Origin of the sequence: Ciceribacter thiooxidans, from assembly GCF_014126615.1 — a bacterium.
Lineage (GTDB): Bacteria > Pseudomonadota > Alphaproteobacteria > Rhizobiales > Rhizobiaceae > Allorhizobium > Allorhizobium thiooxidans.
The window spans coordinates 2,529,489-2,547,447 of record NZ_CP059896.1 but is presented as its reverse complement, the minus strand read 5'-3'; the positions used below and the strand labels follow the sequence as shown (position 1 = coordinate 2,547,447).

Below are 17,959 nucleotides of genomic sequence, written 5' to 3'. Positions count from 1 at the left end.
GTGTCTCTGAACTCTTTGCCCCTCACCCTGACCCTCTCCCCGCGAGCGGGGAGAGGGAAGGCTTGCGCCGAGGGTGCCGCTCATCGCCCTTCTCCCCGCGTGCGGGGAGAAGGTGCCGGCAGGCGGATGAGGGGCCTTGTCGCGCGTCCGGGCTCAGCTCCGTTCGTCGCAACGGTGGAGAGACCTGGGCCGTCGGCCCCGCGCCGATCTCCTCCATTGAGGGGGAGATGTCACGAAGTGACAGAGGGGGGTATCTCTGCACGGCGTCTCCGCGGAGTCGCTCCATGAAATTCAACCGTCTCCGCCTCGTCGGCTTCAAGTCCTTCGTCGAACCGACGGAGTTCGTGATCGAGCGCGGACTGACGGGTGTCGTCGGCCCGAACGGCTGCGGCAAGTCCAATCTCGTCGAGGCGCTGCGATGGGTGATGGGCGAGAACTCCTACAAGAACATGCGCGCCTCCGGCATGGACGACGTGATCTTCTCCGGCTCGGGAAACCGTCCGGCGCGCAATTCGGCCGAAGTCGGCCTCTATCTCGACAATTTTGACCGCACTGCGCCCGCCGCCTTCAACGATGCCGACGAGATCCAGGTGACGCGCCGCATCGAGCGCGAGCAGGGCTCGGTCTACAGGATCAACGGCAAGGAGGCGCGTGCCAAGGACGTGCAGTTGCTCTTTGCCGACGCCTCGACCGGCGCGCGTTCGCCCTCCATGGTCGGGCAGGGGCGGATCGGCGAGCTCATCCAGGCGAAGCCGCAGGCGCGGCGCCAGCTTCTCGAAGAGGCGGCCGGCATTTCCGGCCTGCATTCGCGCCGGCATGAGGCGGAACTTCGTCTGCGCGCCGCCGAAGGCAATCTCGAACGTCTCGAAGACATCACCACCCAACTCGAAGGCCAGATCGAGAGCCTGAAGCGGCAGGCCCGGCAGGCGAACCGCTTCAAGATGCTCTCCGCCGACATCCGCGCCAACGAGGCGATGCTGCTCCATGTGCAATGGGTGCAGGCCAAGGAGGCGGAAGGTGAGGCGGAAAGTGCGCTGAACCAGGCGACCTCGATCGTCGCGGAAAAGGCGCAGGCCCAGATGGAGGCCGCCAAGGCCCAGGCGATCGCCAGCCTCAAGATGCCCGAACTGCGCGAGGACGAGGCGAAGGCCGCCGCGGCGCTGCAGCGCCTGCAGATCGCCCGTTCGCAGCTCGAAGAGGATGCCGGACGGCTGCTGAAACGTCGCGACGAACTCGCCCGCCGTCTGGCCCAGCTCGACGAGGACATCCGTCGCGAGGAGCGGCTCGTTGCCGACAATGCGACGATTCTCGAACGGCTCGACGCGGAGGAGGCCGAGATCGAAGAGGTGCTCGCCGATTCCGGCCGCCATGCCGAGGAGACGCGCGAGGCCTTCGAGGCTGCCGCCGCGACGCTTGCCGAAAGCGAGAAGCAGTTTTCAGCGCTCACTGCCGAACGCGCCGAGGCGGCCGCCGGCCGTACCCAGCTCGAACGCTCGATCCGTGAACTCGCCGACCGCCGCCAGCGTCTGCAGCGCCAGGCGGAGGATGCCACCCGCGAAATTTCCGATATCGCCGCCCGCGTCGCCGGCCTGCCCGATCCGGACGAGAAGCGGGAAATGGTCGAAGCCGCCGAACAGGCGTCCGCCGATTGCGAGGCGGCAGTCGTCGAGGCGGAGGCCGCCCTTGTCGGCGCACGCCGCGACGAGAGCCTCGCCCGCACCCCGCTCGAAGCGGCGCGCGCAAGGCTGAACGGGCTCGAGACCGAGTCCCGCACGATTTCGAAGATGCTCGCTTCCGCCGCCGCGTCCGGCGAATTTTCGCCCGTCGCCGAAGATCTACGCGTCGACCGTGGTTTCGAGACCGCGCTCGGCGCGGTGCTCGGCGACGACCTCGATTCGCCCACCGATCCGCGCGCGCCCGCCCACTGGAGCGAAAACGGCGCCGGCACCGACGATCCGGCGCTGCCTGCAGGTGCGGTTCCGCTGATCGGCCATGTCGCCGCCCCGCCGGCGCTGACGCGGCGTCTCCGCCAGATCGGCGTGGTTGACGCAGGTCAGGCGCACCACCTGATGGGGCTCCTGCAGCCCGGCCAGCGGCTCGTCACCCGCGAGGGTGCCGTCTACCGCTGGGACGGCCATGTCCGCGGCTCCGAGGCGCCGAGTGCGGCCGCGCTCCGCCTCGCCCAGAAGAACCGGCTCGCCGAAATCGAGGCCGAGATCGGCGAGGCTCGCGACCAGCTCGCCGAGGCCGAGGACCGGCTTTCGGAAGCGGTCGAGGCGATCCGCATGGCGGATGCGAGCCTCGCCGCCGCGCGCGAGACCCAGCGCCTCTCGCTCCGCCGTCTTTCCGAGGCTCGCGATGTGCTCGCCCAGGCGGAGCGCGCCTCCGGCGAGCTTCTGCGCCGCCGCGACGTGGTCGAGGAGGCGCTGAGCGGCCTGCAGGCGCAGGTCGAGGAAATCCTCGCGCAGGAGGAGAATGCCCGCATCGAGCTCGAGGATGCGCCGGATCTTTCCGATCTCGACGAACGTCTGCGGATCAGCCAGGTCGAGGTGGCGACCGGCCGCGGCCTGCTCGCCGAGGCCCGCGCCCGCCACGAAGGGCTCGACCGCGAAAACGAGCAGCGCCGGCGCCGCATTGCCGCGATCGGCCAGGAACGGGCGACCTGGATCGCCCGTGCGCGGAGCGCCGAGGAGCATATCGCCACCCTGCGCGACCGTGAGCTTGAGGCGCGCGAAGAGGTCATGTCGCTCGAAATGGCGCCCGACGAATTCGACGAGAAGCGCCGCGCGCTGATGACCGAACTCGACAAGGCGGAAGCTGCCCGCCGGGCTGCCGCAGACAGGCTTGCCGAGGCCGAGACCCGCCAGCGCGAAGCCGATGCGAAGGCGGTGTCCGCGCTCGCCGAGCTCGCCGAGAGCCGCGAGAAGCGCGGACGCGCCGAGGAACGCCTGATGTCGGCGCGCGAGCGCCGCAAGGAGATCGAAGGGCGCATCCATCAGGCGCTCAACGTCGAGCCGCACGAGGCCTTCCGGGTGACCGGGCGGAACGCCGGCGACGGCCTGCCGGACCTGCGCGCGATCGAGCGCGATCTCGACCGGCTGCGCATCGAGCGCGAGCGTCTCGGCGCCGTCAACCTGCGCGCCGACGAGGAGCAGAAGGAGCTTTCGGAGAAGCTCGCCGCGCTCATCAGGGAACGCGACGACGTGATCGACGCGATCCGCAAGCTGCGCGGGGCGATCCAGAGCCTGAACCGCGAGGGGCGCGAACGGCTGATCGCCGCCTTCGACGTCGTCAACGCCCAGTTCCAGCGCCTCTTCACCCATCTCTTCAACGGCGGCACCGCGGAGCTGCAGCTGATCGAGAGCGACGACCCGCTGGACGCCGGCCTCGAAATCCTCGCCCGCCCGCCGGGCAAGAAGCCGCAGACGATGACGCTGCTTTCGGGCGGCGAACAGGCGCTGACGGCAATGGCGCTGATCTTCGCCGTCTTCCTCACCAATCCGGCGCCGATCTGCGTGCTCGACGAGGTGGACGCGCCGCTCGACGACCACAATGTCGAGCGCTACTGCAACCTGATGGACGAGATGGCGGCCTCCACCGAGACCCGTTTCGTCGTCATCACCCACAATCCGATCACCATGGCGCGGATGAACCGGCTCTTCGGCGTCACCATGGCCGAGCAGGGCGTCTCCCAGCTCGTCTCCGTCGACCTGCAGACGGCGGAGGCCCTGCGCGAGCGCGAGGCGGTGTGACCGGCCGGCGCCGGCAGTATCGGGGTTCTCTCCGGTCCGTCGCCACGGCCGCCGCCCTGATGGTCGCTTTCTCCCTTCCGCTCCACGCCGGGGAACCGGAGCCGAGCCTTTCCGGCAATTTTTTGCCGCAGGTGATTGCCGCGTCCGCGCCCCATCGCGAGGCGCTCGAAACGCTGCTGCGGGGCCGCCGCGGGCTCCCGCCATGGATACGCGCCATGGTTTCTCGCCCCAAATACGTCGCGCTCGCCTCGAAGCGCGTTACCGTCGACGGCAAGGCGATGCAGCTCTTCTCCGCTTGCGAGGCCGGGCGTTGCGCCGAGAGCCGCCTGCGGGCGCTCTTCTCCGCCGACGGCAAGCGGGTGACGGTCTATATCCGCGACGCCCGGCAGGGACATCTGGTCTTCGGCGATCCGACGCCCGCGGAACGGCTCGCCGGCGATTTCTGAGGGCGGTCCGCGTCAGGGCCGGATGGGTTGCCAGTTCCGGTTGACATTGCGGTTATGTGAGTGCAATCTATAGATGCTTATGTTGGGTGGCGCAATCGTGGCGAGCATAAACCTGTCTCAACTCAAGGAGAAGCTCTATGGATACCACCAAGTCCACCCGTCCGTCGGCAACCCTCGGTGCTGAACTCGACGTCTTCGCCAAGGCGCCGCGTGTCGGCCAGACCCCGTCGGCGACCGAGATTTCCGCCATGATCAAGGGCGGAAAGCCCGGCGACATGGACAAGCTCGACGTGTAACGCCGATCAGCGGCCGCCCTTCGGGGCGGCCATTCGGCTGAGGCAACGGACCTCGCGCGGAGAGCGTGTGCATGTTCATTGGACGAATCGACAGGACGGCCACTGCCGGTTGCGAGCGGTGGTCGTTCGACGGGTTGCGGGCGATGGCCCATCCGCTGCTGGAGAACTTCTGCTGGGAAGGGCCGGACCTTTCCTTGGTTCTCTGCCGTGAGCGCTCCGCGGCCGGAGGGGCGGATTTCCCGCCTGCATCCGACGCAGGCGAGGGCGAGTTGCGTGCGTTCCTTGCAGCATTGGAGACCTGGCCGCTCGACTGGCAGGCGATCGTCGTCGACCATCGCCGAGCGTCGGTCACGTTCCGCGCCGGGCATGGCGGCGTGGCGCCGCTCTATGTGCGCGCCGCGGCGTCCGCGCTGGAAGTCTCCTGGAATTTTGCCGATTTCTACGCCGATGCGGATGCGGGCGATGTCGACCCGGCCTGGACCGCCTTTCGTCTCACCGGCAATCCGCCTTATGCGTCGGCGACCTTGTTTTCCAACGTCTTCATGGTGACCGAACGCGCCGCCCTGTATGTCGGTGCAGGTGGCGAAGTCCGCGTCGAATACCCGCCGCCTGCTCCCTACTTCCTGCCGACGCCCCTGCGCGAAGACGTCGACATCCCCGCTGCCGCCTGCGGTCTGGTGGACGCGCTTCTGCGGCGATGGCCGCTCGGCGATCTGGAGGTCGCAGCCGAGTTCAGCGGCGGCATGGATTCCGCGGTGATCGCCGGGGTGCTCGCCCGCGCGGCCGTGTCGGCACCTGTAACGGCGGCGCTTGCGATCACCGGCGCTGCCGCACGCCAGCAGCGCGAGCGGCGCAGGCTCGCGATCAGCCGGTTCAGCTATCGCGACATGACCTGGCCGGTCGAGCGCACGGCGATGATCCCCTCCGGTTTTTCCACGACGAGCGATTACGTCGCGACACCGCGCAACGCCGACTTGCAGCGGCCCTTGCGGGGTCTCATCGCGGCGTTGGTGCGCAAAAGGGGTACGCGCGTGATCGCGACCGGGACGGGCGGCGACGAGCTGCACATGCTGCATGCGTTCGAGCAGGATGCCGAACAATGGGCGAGGAACGTCGGCGACGCCTACCTGCCGCAATCACCCGCCCCGGCGATCAGACCGGCCTACCGCAACAGCTTCGCCGATTACGCCCGCGGGTGCGAGCGCGCGCCGTTTCCGGTCCTGCCGATCTCGGTGCTCGAAGCGCAGGCCGCCCGCGCACCGCTGTTTGCGGAAAACGGGCTCTGGCCGGTCAGCGCCTTCGCCCAGCCGGAGGCGGTGCGCTTCTACCGCAGTCTGCCCCGCGAATGGCGTGCCGGAAAGGAGCTGCATCGTCGGATGCTCTCCCATCTCGGTTACCCGAGCGCGTTTCTCGATGTGCCGCTGCGCGAGAATTTCGAGACCTATCTCACGACGTCGCTCGTCGCCGCTGCCGGAGGCATCACGCGCGATCTGCGTCGCGAATGCCGCCTGCACGATCTTGGGATCGTCGACGCGGACGCTCTGATCCGCGCCCTCTCGGAAATCAGGGACGGAAGCACCCTCGACGACGTCGGCTTCGTCTTTCATGCATTCAACCTGGAATCGATCCTGCGCCGCGTCGGCACCAGACGGCAAGGCGGCTGGGATCGTGACCAGATCACGAGCGGTGATGTCGGATCGACTGCCGCCTGACGTCGCGATCTGCAAATTCTCCACGACCATGCCGCAATTATGATGCAATGCAACATAAGTTGCAGGCGGCGGCGTTTCCAATCCGGCTAGATTGCTGTAAATGATGGAAAAAGCCTATGGGTGGAGAGCGGGCATGAGGAAGTGGGTCTATACCTTTGGTGACGGAAAGGCCGAAGGTCGCGCAGGTGATCGCGAGCATCTCGGCGGCAAGGGCGCAAACCTTGCGGAGATGGCGAGCCTCGGCCTGCCGGTGCCGCCCGGCCTCACCATCATCACCGACGTCTGTACCTACTATTACGAGAACGGCCGCACGCTGCCGGAGGCGATGAAGAAAGAGGTGCTCGCCGGCCTGAAAGGCATGGAGGAGATCACCGGCCGTGGCTTCGGCGATACCACCAATCCGCTGCTGCTCTCCGTCCGCTCCGGCGCCCGCACCTCCATGCCCGGCATGATGGACACGGTGCTCAACCTCGGCCTCAACGACGAGACCGTCGAGGCGCTCGGCCACAATGCCGGCGATGCGCGCTTTGCCTGGGACAGCTACCGCCGCTTCATCCAGATGTACGGGGACGTCGTCATGGGTCTCGGCCACGAGTCCTTCGAGGAAATCCTCGAAGACGAGAAGGCCCGCCTCGGCCACGACCTCGACACCGATCTCTCCGCCGTCGAATGGCAGCACGTGGTCGGCCTCTACAAGGCGCTGATCGAGGAGGAACTCGGCGAGCCCTTCCCGCAGGATCCGCTGGTGCAACTCTGGGGCGCGATCGGCGCGGTCTTTGCGAGCTGGATGAACCCGCGGGCGATCACCTATCGCCACCTGCACGCCATCCCTGCCGAATGGGGCACCGCCGTTACCGTGCAGGCGATGGTCTTCGGCAATCTCGGCTCGACGTCGGCGACCGGCGTCGCCTTCACCCGCAATCCCTCGACCGGCGAGAAGGCGCTCTACGGCGAATTCCTCGTCAACGCCCAAGGCGAGGACGTCGTCGCCGGCATCCGTACGCCGCAGTCGATCACCGAGGCGGCACGGATCGAATCCGGCTCCGACCGGCCCTCGCTCGAAAAGGTCATGCCCGAGGCCTTCGCCGAGTTCCGCTCGATCTGCGACAAGCTCGAATCGCACTACCGCGACATGCAGGACCTCGAATTCACCATCGAGCGCGGCAAGCTGTGGATGCTGCAGGCCCGCTCCGGCAAGCGCACGACGAAGGCGGCGATGAAGATCGCCGTCGACATGGCGGCCGAAGGGCTGATCGGTGAGGAAGAGGCGGTGATGCGCATCGAGCCGTCCTCGCTCGACCAGCTCTTGCACCCGACGATCGATCCGCGCGTCGAGCGCGACGTCATCGGCTCCGGCCTCCCGGCCTCGCCGGGGGCCGCGACCGGCGCAATCGTCTTCACCGCGGAAGAGGCGGTCGCCGCCGAGGAGGAGGGCCGCAAGGTGATCCTCGTTCGTGTCGAGACAAGCCCGGAAGACATTCACGGCATGCACGCCGCCGAAGGCATCCTGACGACCCGCGGCGGCATGACCAGCCACGCGGCGGTTGTCGCCCGCGGCATGGGCATCCCGTGCGTGGCGGGCGCCGGAAGCCTGCGCGTCGACCTGCGCAACGAGGTGCTGATCGGCGCCGGCGTGACGCTCGGCAAGGGTGACATCATCACCATCGACGGGTCCACCGGCCAGGTGCTGAGGGGCAGGGTGGCGATGCTGCAGCCGGAGCTTTCCGGCGATTTCGCCCAGCTCATGGACTGGGCCGACCGCACCCGGCGCATGACGGTGCGCACCAATGCCGATACGCCGACCGATGCGCGTGCGGCGCGCTCCTTCGGCGCTGAAGGCATCGGCCTCTGCCGCACCGAGCATATGTTCTTCGAGGGCATGCGCATCCAGGTCATGCGCGAGATGATCCTCGCCGCCGACGAGGAGGGGCGCCGCCGCGCGCTCGCCAAGCTCCTGCCGATGCAGCGCTCCGATTTCACCGAGCTCTTCGAGATCATGCACGGCCTGCCGGTGACGATCCGTCTCCTCGACCCGCCGCTGCACGAATTCCTGCCGAAGACCGACGAGGAGATTGCCGAGGTGGCGGACGCCATGGGCCTCGAACCGCAGCTTCTGCGCCAGCGGGTCGATGCGCTGCACGAGTTCAACCCCATGCTCGGCCATCGCGGCTGCCGTCTTGCGATCTCCTATCCCGAGATCGCCGAAATGCAGGCCCGCGCGATCTTCGAGGCCGCGATCGAGGCCGCCCGCGAAACGGGTGCCGCCGTCGTGCCGGAAATCATGGTGCCGCTCGTCGGCCTTAAATCCGAGCTCGACTACGTGAAGGCCGCTATCGACCGCGTCGCCCAGGAGGTGATGACCGAGGCCGGCCTGCAGATCAGCTATCTCGTCGGCACGATGATCGAGCTGCCGCGCGCCGCCCTGCGCGCCCACGTCATCGCCGAGGCGGCGGAATTCTTCTCCTTCGGCACCAACGACCTGACGCAGACGACCTTCGGGATCTCGCGCGACGACGCCTCGTCCTTCATCACCACCTACCAGCGCAAGGGCATCATCGAGCACGATCCCTTCATCTCGCTCGATTTCGACGGTGTGGGCGAACTGATCCGGATTGCCGCCGAGCGCGGCCGCCAGACCCGGCCGGACATGAAGCTCGGCATCTGCGGCGAACACGGCGGCGACCCGGCCTCGATCCATTTCTGCGAAGGCGCAGGACTCGACTACGTCTCCTGCTCGCCCTTCCGCGTGCCGATCGCAAGGCTCTCCGCAGCGCAGGCCGCGATCAAGGCGAACGGCCGAAGGGGCTGACTGCGTCAGCCCGGAACGGCGGGGATTTCGCGCCTCAGATCCGGCTCGTCGTGAACGAAGCTGAGCTGAAGGGTCGCCTTCCTCTCCGTGTGGTCGTCCGGCGCGAAGCGCTCGGCCGGGGCGTCGAGGCGGATGCCGTAGTCCGCAAGCGCGGCCAGGAAAGGCTCGATGTCGCCGGCCTCCAGCACGAACCGGATGTTGGTCATCTTGTTGGAATACATGTGAACGTCATCGACCCAGCCGCCGCGGGCGTTTATGCTGTCGAAGACGAAGCTGGTGGCCGCGTTGCGCTCGCACCGGGTAACGGCGTTCAGCATCAGGATCGATCTCATCGCTCTCGTCTTTCATCGGTCTTGAATGATGACCTCGGCATCATTTATGGACAATTCTCCACACCGGTCCAAGGGACAAGGCGACGCATGGTCTCGAAAACGCACGGCGCAACGGGCGACGCCAAACCGGCACTGTCGCGTGCCGAGCGCCGCCGCAGGCAGCGCCAGGGTCTTCCCCTCGTCGAGGCGCCGGGCACCGGCCTTGCTGCGATCCGCGCCAGAACCCGCACCGCCGGCTTCCGCTGGTCGCTCGGCCTCGTCCTTCTCGGCTTCGTCGGGCTCGGCCTCTCGCAGGCGATCCCCCATGACTACGGCTTCATGGAGCTCGGCTTCCTCTTCACGCTCTCGGTCTATGACCTGGTTCTGGCGATGCTCGGCCTTGCGGTCGCCGCTGCCGTTGCCCCGGATACGCGCGGAGTGCGCATCATCTTCCTCACCTTCCTTGCCGTTCTGGTGGTGATGCTGTCCTTCTTCGATCCGATCTTCCGCGGGGTCATGGCCTCGCCGCTCGGTGAGGTGCTCTATCTCGTTGCACCCGCCGCGGTGATTTCGACCGGGACGGCACTCTGGGTGCCGGGACGCTGGGCCGTTCTTGCAGCGGCCGTCGCCGCGGCGATCGTCGCCTTCTCCTTCTCGCTCTTCGTCGGCCTCGACGACCTCGGCATCGGCATCCTCGATTTCACCGTCGGCACGGCGCTCTGCGCGCTTTGGCTGGTCGTGGCGCCGGCGCTGCTGCTGCGGCAGTTCCGCGGGCCCTGGCTCGTGATCCCCTCGCGGATCGTCGGCAGCTGGCTCGTGGTCATCGGCTTCATCGTCCTCGGCTCGCTCTACATGCCGCAGCCGGAAAACGCCGCTCCGCCACCGCCGCCGGGCGACCTGCAACTCATCATTCCCGATGACGGCTCGGCTCCGACCCTGAACGGCGAGGAATTGCCGCTCGACGACGGCAATCAGACCGACGGCAGTCAGGCGGGCGAGGGCACGCAACCGTGAGCGCGCTTGTCGCCTGCCGGGCGAGACGGTAAACAGGAAGCTCCTGATCCGAACTCGCGAGCGCCGGTGACGCATCGATGACCATTCGCTATGACCGGCCCGTCTCCCGCTCGGCCTTCCTGGCGCGGCGGCTTTCGCGTGCGGCCGCCGTCTTCCTCGTCCTGGTCGTGCTTCTCCATCGCTTTGGGCCACTCACCACGCCGGATTCTGTCGCGCTCGTGCTCGCCTCGGCGGTTCCGGCGGCGCTTGCCGTGCCGCTCGCGCTCTTCGGCCTCTGGCGCCTCTGGAAGGTCGGGGCGCTCGGCGGTGTGGCGTCCACCAGCGCGCTTCTTTACGCGGCCCTGCCGCTCGGCCTCGTCGGCTTTGCCGCCTTCCAGTACATGACCCGGCCGATGCTCTACGACGTCACGACCGACATTGCCGATCCGCCAGCCTGGATCACCGTGCCGGAAGGCAAGCAGCAATGGCTCGACCGGCCGCCGGTGACGCCGGCGATGCGGCAGGCCCAGGCGGGCGCCTATCCCGGCCTCACCGGCCGGCGCTACGAAGGCGCGCTCGACCGGGTGCACGAGGCGGTGCTGAAGGTCGCCGACCTCACCGGGCTCACTGTGACAGCGTCGCGTGGCCACGAGCCCCTCCTGCCGGAGCTCGCGCCGCTGCCGCAGGGAAGGGATGCGCAGGTCACGGCGCCGGCCGAAACGATGCCGAAGGTCGGGCCGGTGCCGTTGCCGCGGCCCGCGCCGCAGGAGCTCGCCGTCGCCGAACCGCCGGAACCCGCCGGTACCGCGCGCGTCCAGGCGGAGATGCGCACGCTGGTGCTCGGTCTTTCCTTCGACGTGATGGTGAGGCTGCGCGAGGAGGCCGAGACGACGCTGGTCGACGTCCGCGTCGCCAGCCGCTACGGCCCGCACGATCTCGGCATCGGCGACCTGATCGCCGAACATTACCTCCACGAACTGGATGCCGAGCTTCTCGGGGTTGCCGGCGACTGATGGCTGCGGGAGCCCTGCCTCAGGCGATCGTGTAGACGCCGGTGAGCCGCGGCGGACCGTCGGTCGCGACGATCCCCTTCTCGACGAGATCCTCGATATGCGCCAGCACGGAAAGCGCGGCCGCACCATGAAGGCGCGGATCGGTGTCGCGGTAGATCGCCTTCACCATGTCCGGGATTAGCCGGTCGCCCGCCCGGATGCGTTCGAGCACGGCGCGCTCGCGCATCCGCCGGTGGGTGCGCAGCCCGCGCAGGAAGGCCGGCGGGTCCTTCACCGGCCCGCCATGGCCGGGAAAGTAGATGCGGTCGTCGCGCGAAAGCAGCCTTTCCAGCGATGCCATGTAGTCGCCCATGGCGCCGTCGGGCGGGGCGACGATGCTCGTCGCCCAGGCCATCACATGATCGGCGGAAAAAACGATGCCGCTCCCCTCGAGTGCGAAGGCGAGGTGGTTGGCGGTGTGGCCGGGAGTGGCGATCGCCGATAGCGTCCAGCCGTCGCCCTCGACCCTGTCATTGTCGGCAAGCGCGATGTCGGGGGAAAATTCCATGTCGGAGCTCTCCGCGAACGGGTTGGTTTCGCCGGTATGGAGAGGCCGCGCCGCCCGGTGCGGCCCTTCGGCGACGATCACCGCCCCGGTCGCCGCCTTCAGTCGGCGCGCGAGCGGCGAATGGTCCTTGTGGGTGTGGCTGACGGCGATATGGGTCACCTCGCGACCTTCGAGCGCCTGCATCAGCGCGGCAAAATGCGCCTCGTCCTCCGGTCCCGGATCGATCACCGCGACGGAGCGGCGGCCGACGATGTAGGTATTCGTGCCGTGGAAGGTGAAGGGGCCGGGATTGTTGACGGTGATCCGCTCCACGCCGTCGGCGACCGGCACCGCCCGGCCGTGGGCCGGTTCGAAGGTGAGGTCGAATTCCGGGCTTTTCGGCGTGTCGCGCGGCTCGCTCATTTGTACTCGATCTCGATGAAGGACATCGGCGCATCGCCGCCGTTGACGACATTGTGCTCGACGCCCGCCTCGCGGCGATAGACCTCGCCGGCCTTGCTCGTCACCCGCCGCTCGCCGGCGGCGTCCTCGATCAGGAAATGGCAATCGGTCATCGGTACCACCACGTAACCGAGGCCGTGCACATGGTGTCCGGTCGCAGCCCCCGGCTCGAAATCCCAGCGGGTGATGCGCACGACGGCATCGTCGAGGAGGATCGTCGGCAGGGCAGGCGGGCGGGCGGAAAAGCCGGGCATGGGTGTTCCTCGTTCGCAAGCGGTGAAGTCTCGACCGGACCCTAAGGCGCGCGCACGTCGCGTCCAATGAAAAAATCGGATGCGGCCGATGAAAACCGTTGATCGGCGGAGGTGGTGGAGAGGGCGCCGGCTTTTTTTGTCACGAAACCGTTGCCCCGCCATGCCGCTTTTGCTAAGGGGCAACGGCCGGCGCCGGAGCCTTCCTCCCCGCCGCGACGATCCGCACGTGTTGGGGCGTAGCCAAGCGGTAAGGCAGCGGTTTTTGGTACCGCCATCCCCTGGTTCGAATCCAGGCGCCCCAGCCACATTCGCATTGCCGGCAAATCCAACGGTGCGAGAACATCTGCGACCTCCCAACCGGGACACTTTTCCGGCGCGTGGAACCGGCTATCGCGGCAGTTTTCCGATGAGCACGGTGTTGCCCTCCTTGTTTCCGCAAACGCACCGCAGCTTGCGGCGAAGATTCATGAGGTACTGATTCCCGAATTCACGCTCGATCACACGCTTGTCGAGCCACGAGACGCGACCGCACTTTCCACATTTCGCACCGAGCACTTCCCATTCGTGGAGGCTCTTCAACGTTTCGTACTGCTGGCTTTCGTGCTCCCGGTAATCGGACGGACCGAAAGACGCGGTTAGATCAATGCCACGACGGTGCTTCATGGCTATTCCACACGCTGAAACTTCGGTTTCCAGCCACGTGCGAGACCGGGGCTTATGAGGGCGGAAGCGATTTCGAGTTGACCGTGAAGGAATTCCGCATCGGCGATGACCGAGCGAAGGGCGGCGAGTGGGTCGCCGTCGTGAGCGGCGAGGACGGCTTCCGCCAAGTCTTGTTCATCGGAAAGGGGTTCGATCTGGTGGGCGACGACAGGCATAATTGGCACTCTTGAGAACGGGAATTTGTTCCTATTTTGTTCTCATTGGCGGAAGAGTCAATGCTAATTGAGAGTTGGTTGCGGAAGGCCTGTCGCTGTCGCATCCTAAAGTTTCATATGGTGAAGGGCGGTTTGCCGAGAGCGCCGAACCTCGTGGCCATTGCGCAAAGGCACGGAACATGGCGTGAACATAGTCAAGAAAGCCCTGGCCTTTTGGGGGCGTAGGTCGGTAATTTCCCGCGATCCGCCGGTCCTCGCGACCGTTGACGTCGTTCTCGCGGCCGTCGGATTTTTGACGATAAGCATTTGCTGGATAAGGTAAAAATTAACCTTGGCGCGGCTATAACGACCTTGCCTCGCGATGGGTAGTGCGTAGCGAGGCTCTTCGATCTTCCCGTTCACCGACGGCTCCCCCAAAAAAAATCGCCGAAAACGAAAACGGACCCCGCGAAGGAGCCCGTTACCGGTCATGGCCGCCGATGCAGCCTTCATTCGGCTGCCAGGAATTCCTCGCAATAGCTCTTGCCGTCGGCGCCGCGCTTGTCGACCACGGTGCGGACGCCGCGGATGACGTAATCCGGGGAGACGGTGAGCTGCACCTCGCAGCGCAGGTACTCGGTGCGGGCGCGCTGCAGCAGCTTGCCCTTCTTGCCGTTGAGGTCTTCATAGACCGCCGGCACCACGCGGGTCTTGTAACCGCCGCGCCAGCTATAGAGCGTATTGCCGCCGGCGGCCGTGTCGCTGACCGGCGGGCCGAACTTGGCGAAGAAGGCGCCGGCCTGCTTGCCGTTCCAGCGCGCCTCGACGCCATTTCTGGCGATCCCTGTTGTGGTACATGCGGCAAGGGCCAGCGCGAGGCCAGCCATTGTAATCACGCGGAAATTCATCTGTCCCGTCCTTCGCTTCGAGCGGTGGGGCCGGCGGCCGCGCCTTTGCGCAGCCCCCGCACCGGCGACCTCACCTCTGGCGGCTTTATCCCCAATCGCCTGCGGAGAAAATCGGTTCCACACGCCCGCCGGTTTATTTTCCCGTCTGTATCTCTCCTGCCACGCTCGCCCTGTAAAACAAGGGCTCCGGGCGCCTGCCGTCGCGCGTCGTTCCGGAAGTCGCGGCGGCCCGTCACAAATTTTTCGCATAGGCCCGGCGCTTTTTTCAAAACACCGCTTGTACAACAAAAACGGCTGGTCTATAGAGGCGCCGCTGGTCACGGAGTGTAGCGCAGTCTGGTAGCGCACCACGTTCGGGACGTGGGGGTCGCGTGTTCGAATCACGCCACTCCGACCAGCCGAAAAGCCCGCGGAAGCGGGCTTTTTTCATTTCCGGCCGCAGTTTCCTCCCGTCCTTCCCAACGCTCCCGCACCTTGCCGCTTTACAGCTACGCCCTCGCTCCGCTAAGCGCGGGGAGGACCAGACACCGGGGGAGAGGCAAACCATGACCGAGCGTTCCATCGTCACTTTCGTCGGCGTCGTGCATCCGTGGATGTGCGACACCATGGGCCATATGAACGTTCGCCACTATGCGGCGATGTTCGACGATGCGAGCTTTCAGCTTCTCGGCCATATCGCCGGGGCGGAAGCGGCCGATGATACGGGCAAGGGCTGGGCGGATGTCCGCACCGAGATCGAGTACAAGCACGAAACCAAACCCGGCGCGCTTCTGACCATCCGCTCGCACGTGGTGAAGGTCGGCCGGTCCTCGATCACCTTCGAGCAGGAGATGCGCGGCAGCCTCGACGGCGTGCTCCACGCTCGTGCCCGTACCGTCAGCGCCCGTTTCGATCTCGACGCCCGCGCCGCGATCGCGCTCGATCCGGCCGCCCGTGCCCGTGCCGAGGCGCTGCTCGCGGAGGATGCCGGCTGACCTCCGGCAGGGTGTTGGCCGTTCACGGCCCGTAGATCCGTTCCTCGACAGGCGTTGCGGCGATCTCCGCCTCCAGCGCGTCGACGAGCGCCTTTTCCGCCCGGTTCATCCGCTTTTCCGGATTGGTGACGAGATAGATATCGACTGCCGGCGGATTGTCATAGGGCGGCAGCCGCCAGAGAAAACCGTCGTCCACGTCGCGGCGCGCGACATGCAGCGGCAGCGGCCCGATGCCTAAGCCCGCGACGATCATCCGGCGCACCTCTTCGAGGCTCGAGGAGGTGCCGACAACGTTGCCGCGCAGCTTCGCCTCGCTGCGCAGCAGCGCCACGGGCCGCAGCGCATCGGAGATGTTGTCGGTCTGGAAGGAGACGGAGGATTCCTCGCGCAGGTCGGCGAGCGTCAGGTCGTTGCACCCGTAGAGCCGATGGCCGGGGCCGCAGAAGAAGCCGAAATGCTCGCGATAGACCATGGTGTAGGACAGTGCGGGATCGCGCTCGCGCACGAGGCAGATGCCGAAGGAGGCGCGCCGCTCGCGTACCCGCTGCACCACCTCCAGGCTCTCGGCGACGGAGATGGTGAGGTTCGCCCGCGGATGGGCCTTGTGGAAGCCCGCGAGCGCCCGGTCGAAGACCGGTGAGACGACGTGGCTTGCAAGGGCGATCGATACGTTCCCGGTCACCGCGCTGCTCATGCCATGCATCAGGTCGGGAAGCTGCGAGATCGTGCCGAACACCTCGATGCTCTGCTCATAGAGCAATTGTCCGACCTCCGTCAGTTCGAAGCGGATCGCATCACGCCGCACCAGCCGGAGACCCACTCGGTCTTCCAGTCGCCTGAGCGCGTTGCTCACGCTCGGCTGCTTGAGCTTGAGGCGTTCGGCAGCCCGCGTGATGCTCTTTTCCTCCGCGATCACGACAAAGGTACGCAACAGGTTCCAGTCGAGTTCCCAGACCAGTTTCTCGGCGCGCGGCATCATTCTTAAAATCTATGTCCTCTATTTCCATTATCTATTTGCGTAATATTGCTGCAAACGCAATCATGATTTCCGGACAGCGCCGCTGAGCGTCTCCCCAAAAAACAATAATGCCCAGCATCCAGAGGACAGAGGAGCAGAAGGTCTCATGAACAAGCTTATTTCAGGTCTCGTCGCTGCAACGATCGCCGTTGCCGCGACTTTCTCCGCCATCGCTGCCCGTGCCGACGATCTCGAAGCCGTCAAGTCGGCAGGCGAGCTGAAGATCGCCATGTCCGGCCAGTATCCGCCGTTCAACTTCGTCAACGACAAGAACGAAGTCGTCGGCTTCGACGCCTCCATCGGCCTCGAAATCGCCAAGCGCATCGGCGTCGAGGGCAAGATCGTCACCACCGCTTGGGACGGCATCATCGCCGGCCTGCTTGCCAACAAATACGACACCATCGTCGGCTCGATGACGATCACGCCCGAACGCGAGAAGGTCGTCGATTTCGTTGGCCCCTATTACCACGCCGGTCGCGCCGTCTTCGTCGGCGAAGGCTCGACGGTCCAGACGCTCGACGAACTCAAGGGCAAGACCATCGGCGTCACGCTCGGGGAGACCCACGAGAAGTGGGCCCGCGAGCAGGGCGGCTGGGACGTCCGCACATACAAGGGCCTGCCGGAGCTGATGCTGGAACTGAAATCGGGTCGGGTCGATGCGATTGTCGTCGACAACATCCCGGTCATGGTTGCCGTCAAGGAAACCGGAGACAAGATCCGCAAGCTCGATACGCCCGACATCGAGGGCGGCGCCGTCGCCATCGGCATCGCCATCCGCAAGGACAATCCCGAGCTCAAGGCTGCCATGCAGAAGGCCTTGGACGAGATGATGGCCGACGGCACCTACGAGAAGATCTCCATGGAATGGATCGGCAGCGACATCCGCTGAGACCGACGGAACAGGTGCCTGGCGGGAAGTCTCTCCCGCCGGTCCCCATTCGCCCATAGCCCTGCGGAGCCGTATCCATGGATTTTTCGTTGATGCAGCGTGTCTTCCCGTTCTTCGTGGAAGCCGCCTGGACCACGATCCAGATCTCGGCGCTGTCGATGATCCTCGGATTGGCGGTCGCAGTTCTCGTGACGGCTGCGAAGATGTCGCGCTCACTTCTGCTGCGCATGGTCGGCTCGCTTTACGTCAGCCTCTTTCGCGGCACGCCGTGCCTGATCCAGCTATTCATTCTCTATTTCGGCGGGCCACAGATCGGGATCAATCTCGAACCTTTTGCCGCCGGCGTCATCGGCCTCGGCCTCAACATCGGCGCCTATATGGCTGAATCGATCCGCGGAGCCCTGCTTGCCGTTGATCGGGGACAGGCCGAAGCTGCCCGCACGATCGGCTTCAGCCGTCTCCAGACGCTACGCAAGGTGATCCTGCCGCAGGCGGCACGGCTGATGATCCGCCCGCTCGGGGTCAACACCGTCGCACTCGTCAAGGGATCGGCGCTGGTTTCGACCATCTCGGTCGTCGAACTCACCTATACGGCGCAACGGTTCATCGGCTCGACCTACAAGCCCTTCGAGATCTTCGGCGTGTCGGCGCTTCTCTACATGATCATCATCTATGCGGTCGCCCGCGCCGTGGATGCGCTCGACAAGCGCTTTGCGATCGCCTGAGGGGAGGACTGACG

Annotated in this window: 17 protein-coding genes and 2 tRNA genes; 12 read left to right on the top strand and 7 right to left on the bottom strand. The window is 66.2% G+C overall.

All coding sequences use genetic code 11. The features are described 5' to 3' along the window. The first annotated feature begins 284 nt into the window (after positions 1–284). From H4I97_RS12460 to ppdK, 5 genes are all read left to right on the top strand, one after another. Complete coding sequence (locus tag H4I97_RS12460) at positions 285–3,752, top strand: chromosome segregation SMC family protein (protein WP_182304959.1); 3,468 nt, start codon at positions 285–287, stop codon at positions 3,750–3,752. A 59-nt stretch (positions 3,753–3,811) separates the two neighbouring features. After that, the gene (locus H4I97_RS12455; protein ID WP_182304958.1) at positions 3,812–4,198 is read left to right on the top strand and encodes an Ivy family c-type lysozyme inhibitor; all 387 of its coding nucleotides are present in this window, start codon (positions 3,812–3,814) and stop codon (positions 4,196–4,198) included. 137 nt (positions 4,199–4,335) lie between these two features. Beyond that, positions 4,336–4,494, top strand: a complete 159-nt coding sequence (locus H4I97_RS12450) for a hypothetical protein (protein WP_182304957.1) — start codon at positions 4,336–4,338, stop codon at positions 4,492–4,494. 71 nt (positions 4,495–4,565) lie between these two features. After that, entirely contained in the window at positions 4,566–6,206 is a 1,641-nt protein-coding gene (locus H4I97_RS12445) for an asparagine synthase-related protein (RefSeq protein ID WP_182304956.1), read from the top strand. A gap of 133 nt (positions 6,207–6,339) precedes the next feature. Beyond that, a complete protein-coding gene (gene ppdK, locus H4I97_RS12440) occupies positions 6,340–9,015 on the top strand; it encodes a pyruvate, phosphate dikinase (protein ID WP_182304955.1) in 2,676 nt (891 codons plus the stop codon). Between the two features lie 5 nt (positions 9,016–9,020). Here ppdK and H4I97_RS12435 read toward each other — a convergent pair whose 3' ends face one another. Beyond that, positions 9,021–9,347, bottom strand: coding sequence for a hypothetical protein (locus tag H4I97_RS12435; RefSeq protein WP_182304954.1), 327 nt, complete (start codon positions 9,345–9,347; stop codon positions 9,021–9,023). A gap of 87 nt (positions 9,348–9,434) precedes the next feature. On the opposite strand from H4I97_RS12435, the gene H4I97_RS12430 reads away from it, so the two are divergent. Continuing rightward, positions 9,435–10,340 (top strand): hypothetical protein, encoded by a 906-nt coding sequence (locus tag H4I97_RS12430; protein ID WP_182304953.1) that lies wholly within the window; start codon positions 9,435–9,437, stop codon positions 10,338–10,340. 77 nt (positions 10,341–10,417) lie between these two features. Continuing rightward, entirely contained in the window at positions 10,418–11,332 is a 915-nt protein-coding gene (locus H4I97_RS12425; protein WP_182304952.1) for a DUF1499 domain-containing protein, read from the top strand. 19 nt (positions 11,333–11,351) lie between these two features. Here H4I97_RS12425 and H4I97_RS12420 read toward each other — a convergent pair whose 3' ends face one another. Together H4I97_RS12420 and H4I97_RS12415 are read right to left on the bottom strand one after the other, a co-directional pair. Then, positions 11,352–12,281, bottom strand: coding sequence for an MBL fold metallo-hydrolase (locus H4I97_RS12420; protein WP_182304951.1), 930 nt, complete (start codon positions 12,279–12,281; stop codon positions 11,352–11,354). Beyond that, complete coding sequence (locus H4I97_RS12415; protein ID WP_182304950.1) at positions 12,278–12,574, bottom strand: cupin domain-containing protein; 297 nt, start codon at positions 12,572–12,574, stop codon at positions 12,278–12,280. Before H4I97_RS12415 ends, H4I97_RS12420 begins: the two co-directional genes overlap by 4 nt. Before the next feature lie 230 nt (positions 12,575–12,804). Here H4I97_RS12415 and H4I97_RS12410 point away from each other — a divergent pair. Continuing rightward, positions 12,805–12,879 (top strand) — tRNA-Gln (locus H4I97_RS12410). Between the two features lie 82 nt (positions 12,880–12,961). On the opposite strand, the gene H4I97_RS12405 is transcribed toward H4I97_RS12410, so the two are convergent. The 3 genes from H4I97_RS12405 to H4I97_RS12395 all read right to left on the bottom strand — a co-directional run bounded on the left by H4I97_RS12405 (position 12,962) and on the right by H4I97_RS12395 (position 14,339). Next, the gene (locus H4I97_RS12405) at positions 12,962–13,237 is read right to left on the bottom strand and encodes a hypothetical protein (RefSeq protein WP_182304949.1); all 276 of its coding nucleotides are present in this window, start codon (positions 13,235–13,237) and stop codon (positions 12,962–12,964) included. Between the two features lie 2 nt (positions 13,238–13,239). Next, positions 13,240–13,452, bottom strand: a complete 213-nt coding sequence (locus tag H4I97_RS12400; RefSeq protein WP_182304948.1) for a hypothetical protein — start codon at positions 13,450–13,452, stop codon at positions 13,240–13,242. 488 nt (positions 13,453–13,940) lie between these two features. Further along, positions 13,941–14,339 carry a hypothetical protein gene (locus H4I97_RS12395; protein ID WP_182304947.1) on the bottom strand — a complete coding sequence of 133 codons (399 nt, stop codon included), beginning with the start codon at positions 14,337–14,339 and terminating at the stop codon, positions 13,941–13,943. A 320-nt stretch (positions 14,340–14,659) separates the two neighbouring features. On the opposite strand from H4I97_RS12395, the gene H4I97_RS12390 reads away from it, so the two are divergent. Both H4I97_RS12390 and H4I97_RS12385 read left to right on the top strand, forming a co-directional pair. After that, positions 14,660–14,736, top strand: a tRNA-Pro gene (locus tag H4I97_RS12390). Between the two features lie 148 nt (positions 14,737–14,884). Continuing rightward, positions 14,885–15,313 (top strand): acyl-CoA thioesterase, encoded by a 429-nt coding sequence (locus H4I97_RS12385; RefSeq protein WP_182304946.1) that lies wholly within the window; start codon positions 14,885–14,887, stop codon positions 15,311–15,313. Between the two features lie 22 nt (positions 15,314–15,335). On the opposite strand, the gene H4I97_RS12380 is transcribed toward H4I97_RS12385, so the two are convergent. After that, a complete protein-coding gene (locus tag H4I97_RS12380) occupies positions 15,336–16,292 on the bottom strand; it encodes a LysR family transcriptional regulator (protein ID WP_182304945.1) in 957 nt (318 codons plus the stop codon). A gap of 145 nt (positions 16,293–16,437) precedes the next feature. Between H4I97_RS12380 and H4I97_RS12375 the strand changes: the two genes are divergently transcribed. Then, positions 16,438–17,220, top strand: coding sequence for an ABC transporter substrate-binding protein (locus H4I97_RS12375; RefSeq protein ID WP_182304944.1), 783 nt, complete (start codon positions 16,438–16,440; stop codon positions 17,218–17,220). Between the two features lie 77 nt (positions 17,221–17,297). Then, a complete protein-coding gene (locus H4I97_RS12370; RefSeq protein WP_182304943.1) occupies positions 17,298–17,945 on the top strand; it encodes an amino acid ABC transporter permease in 648 nt (215 codons plus the stop codon). Positions 17,946–17,959: the final 14 nt, after the last annotated feature.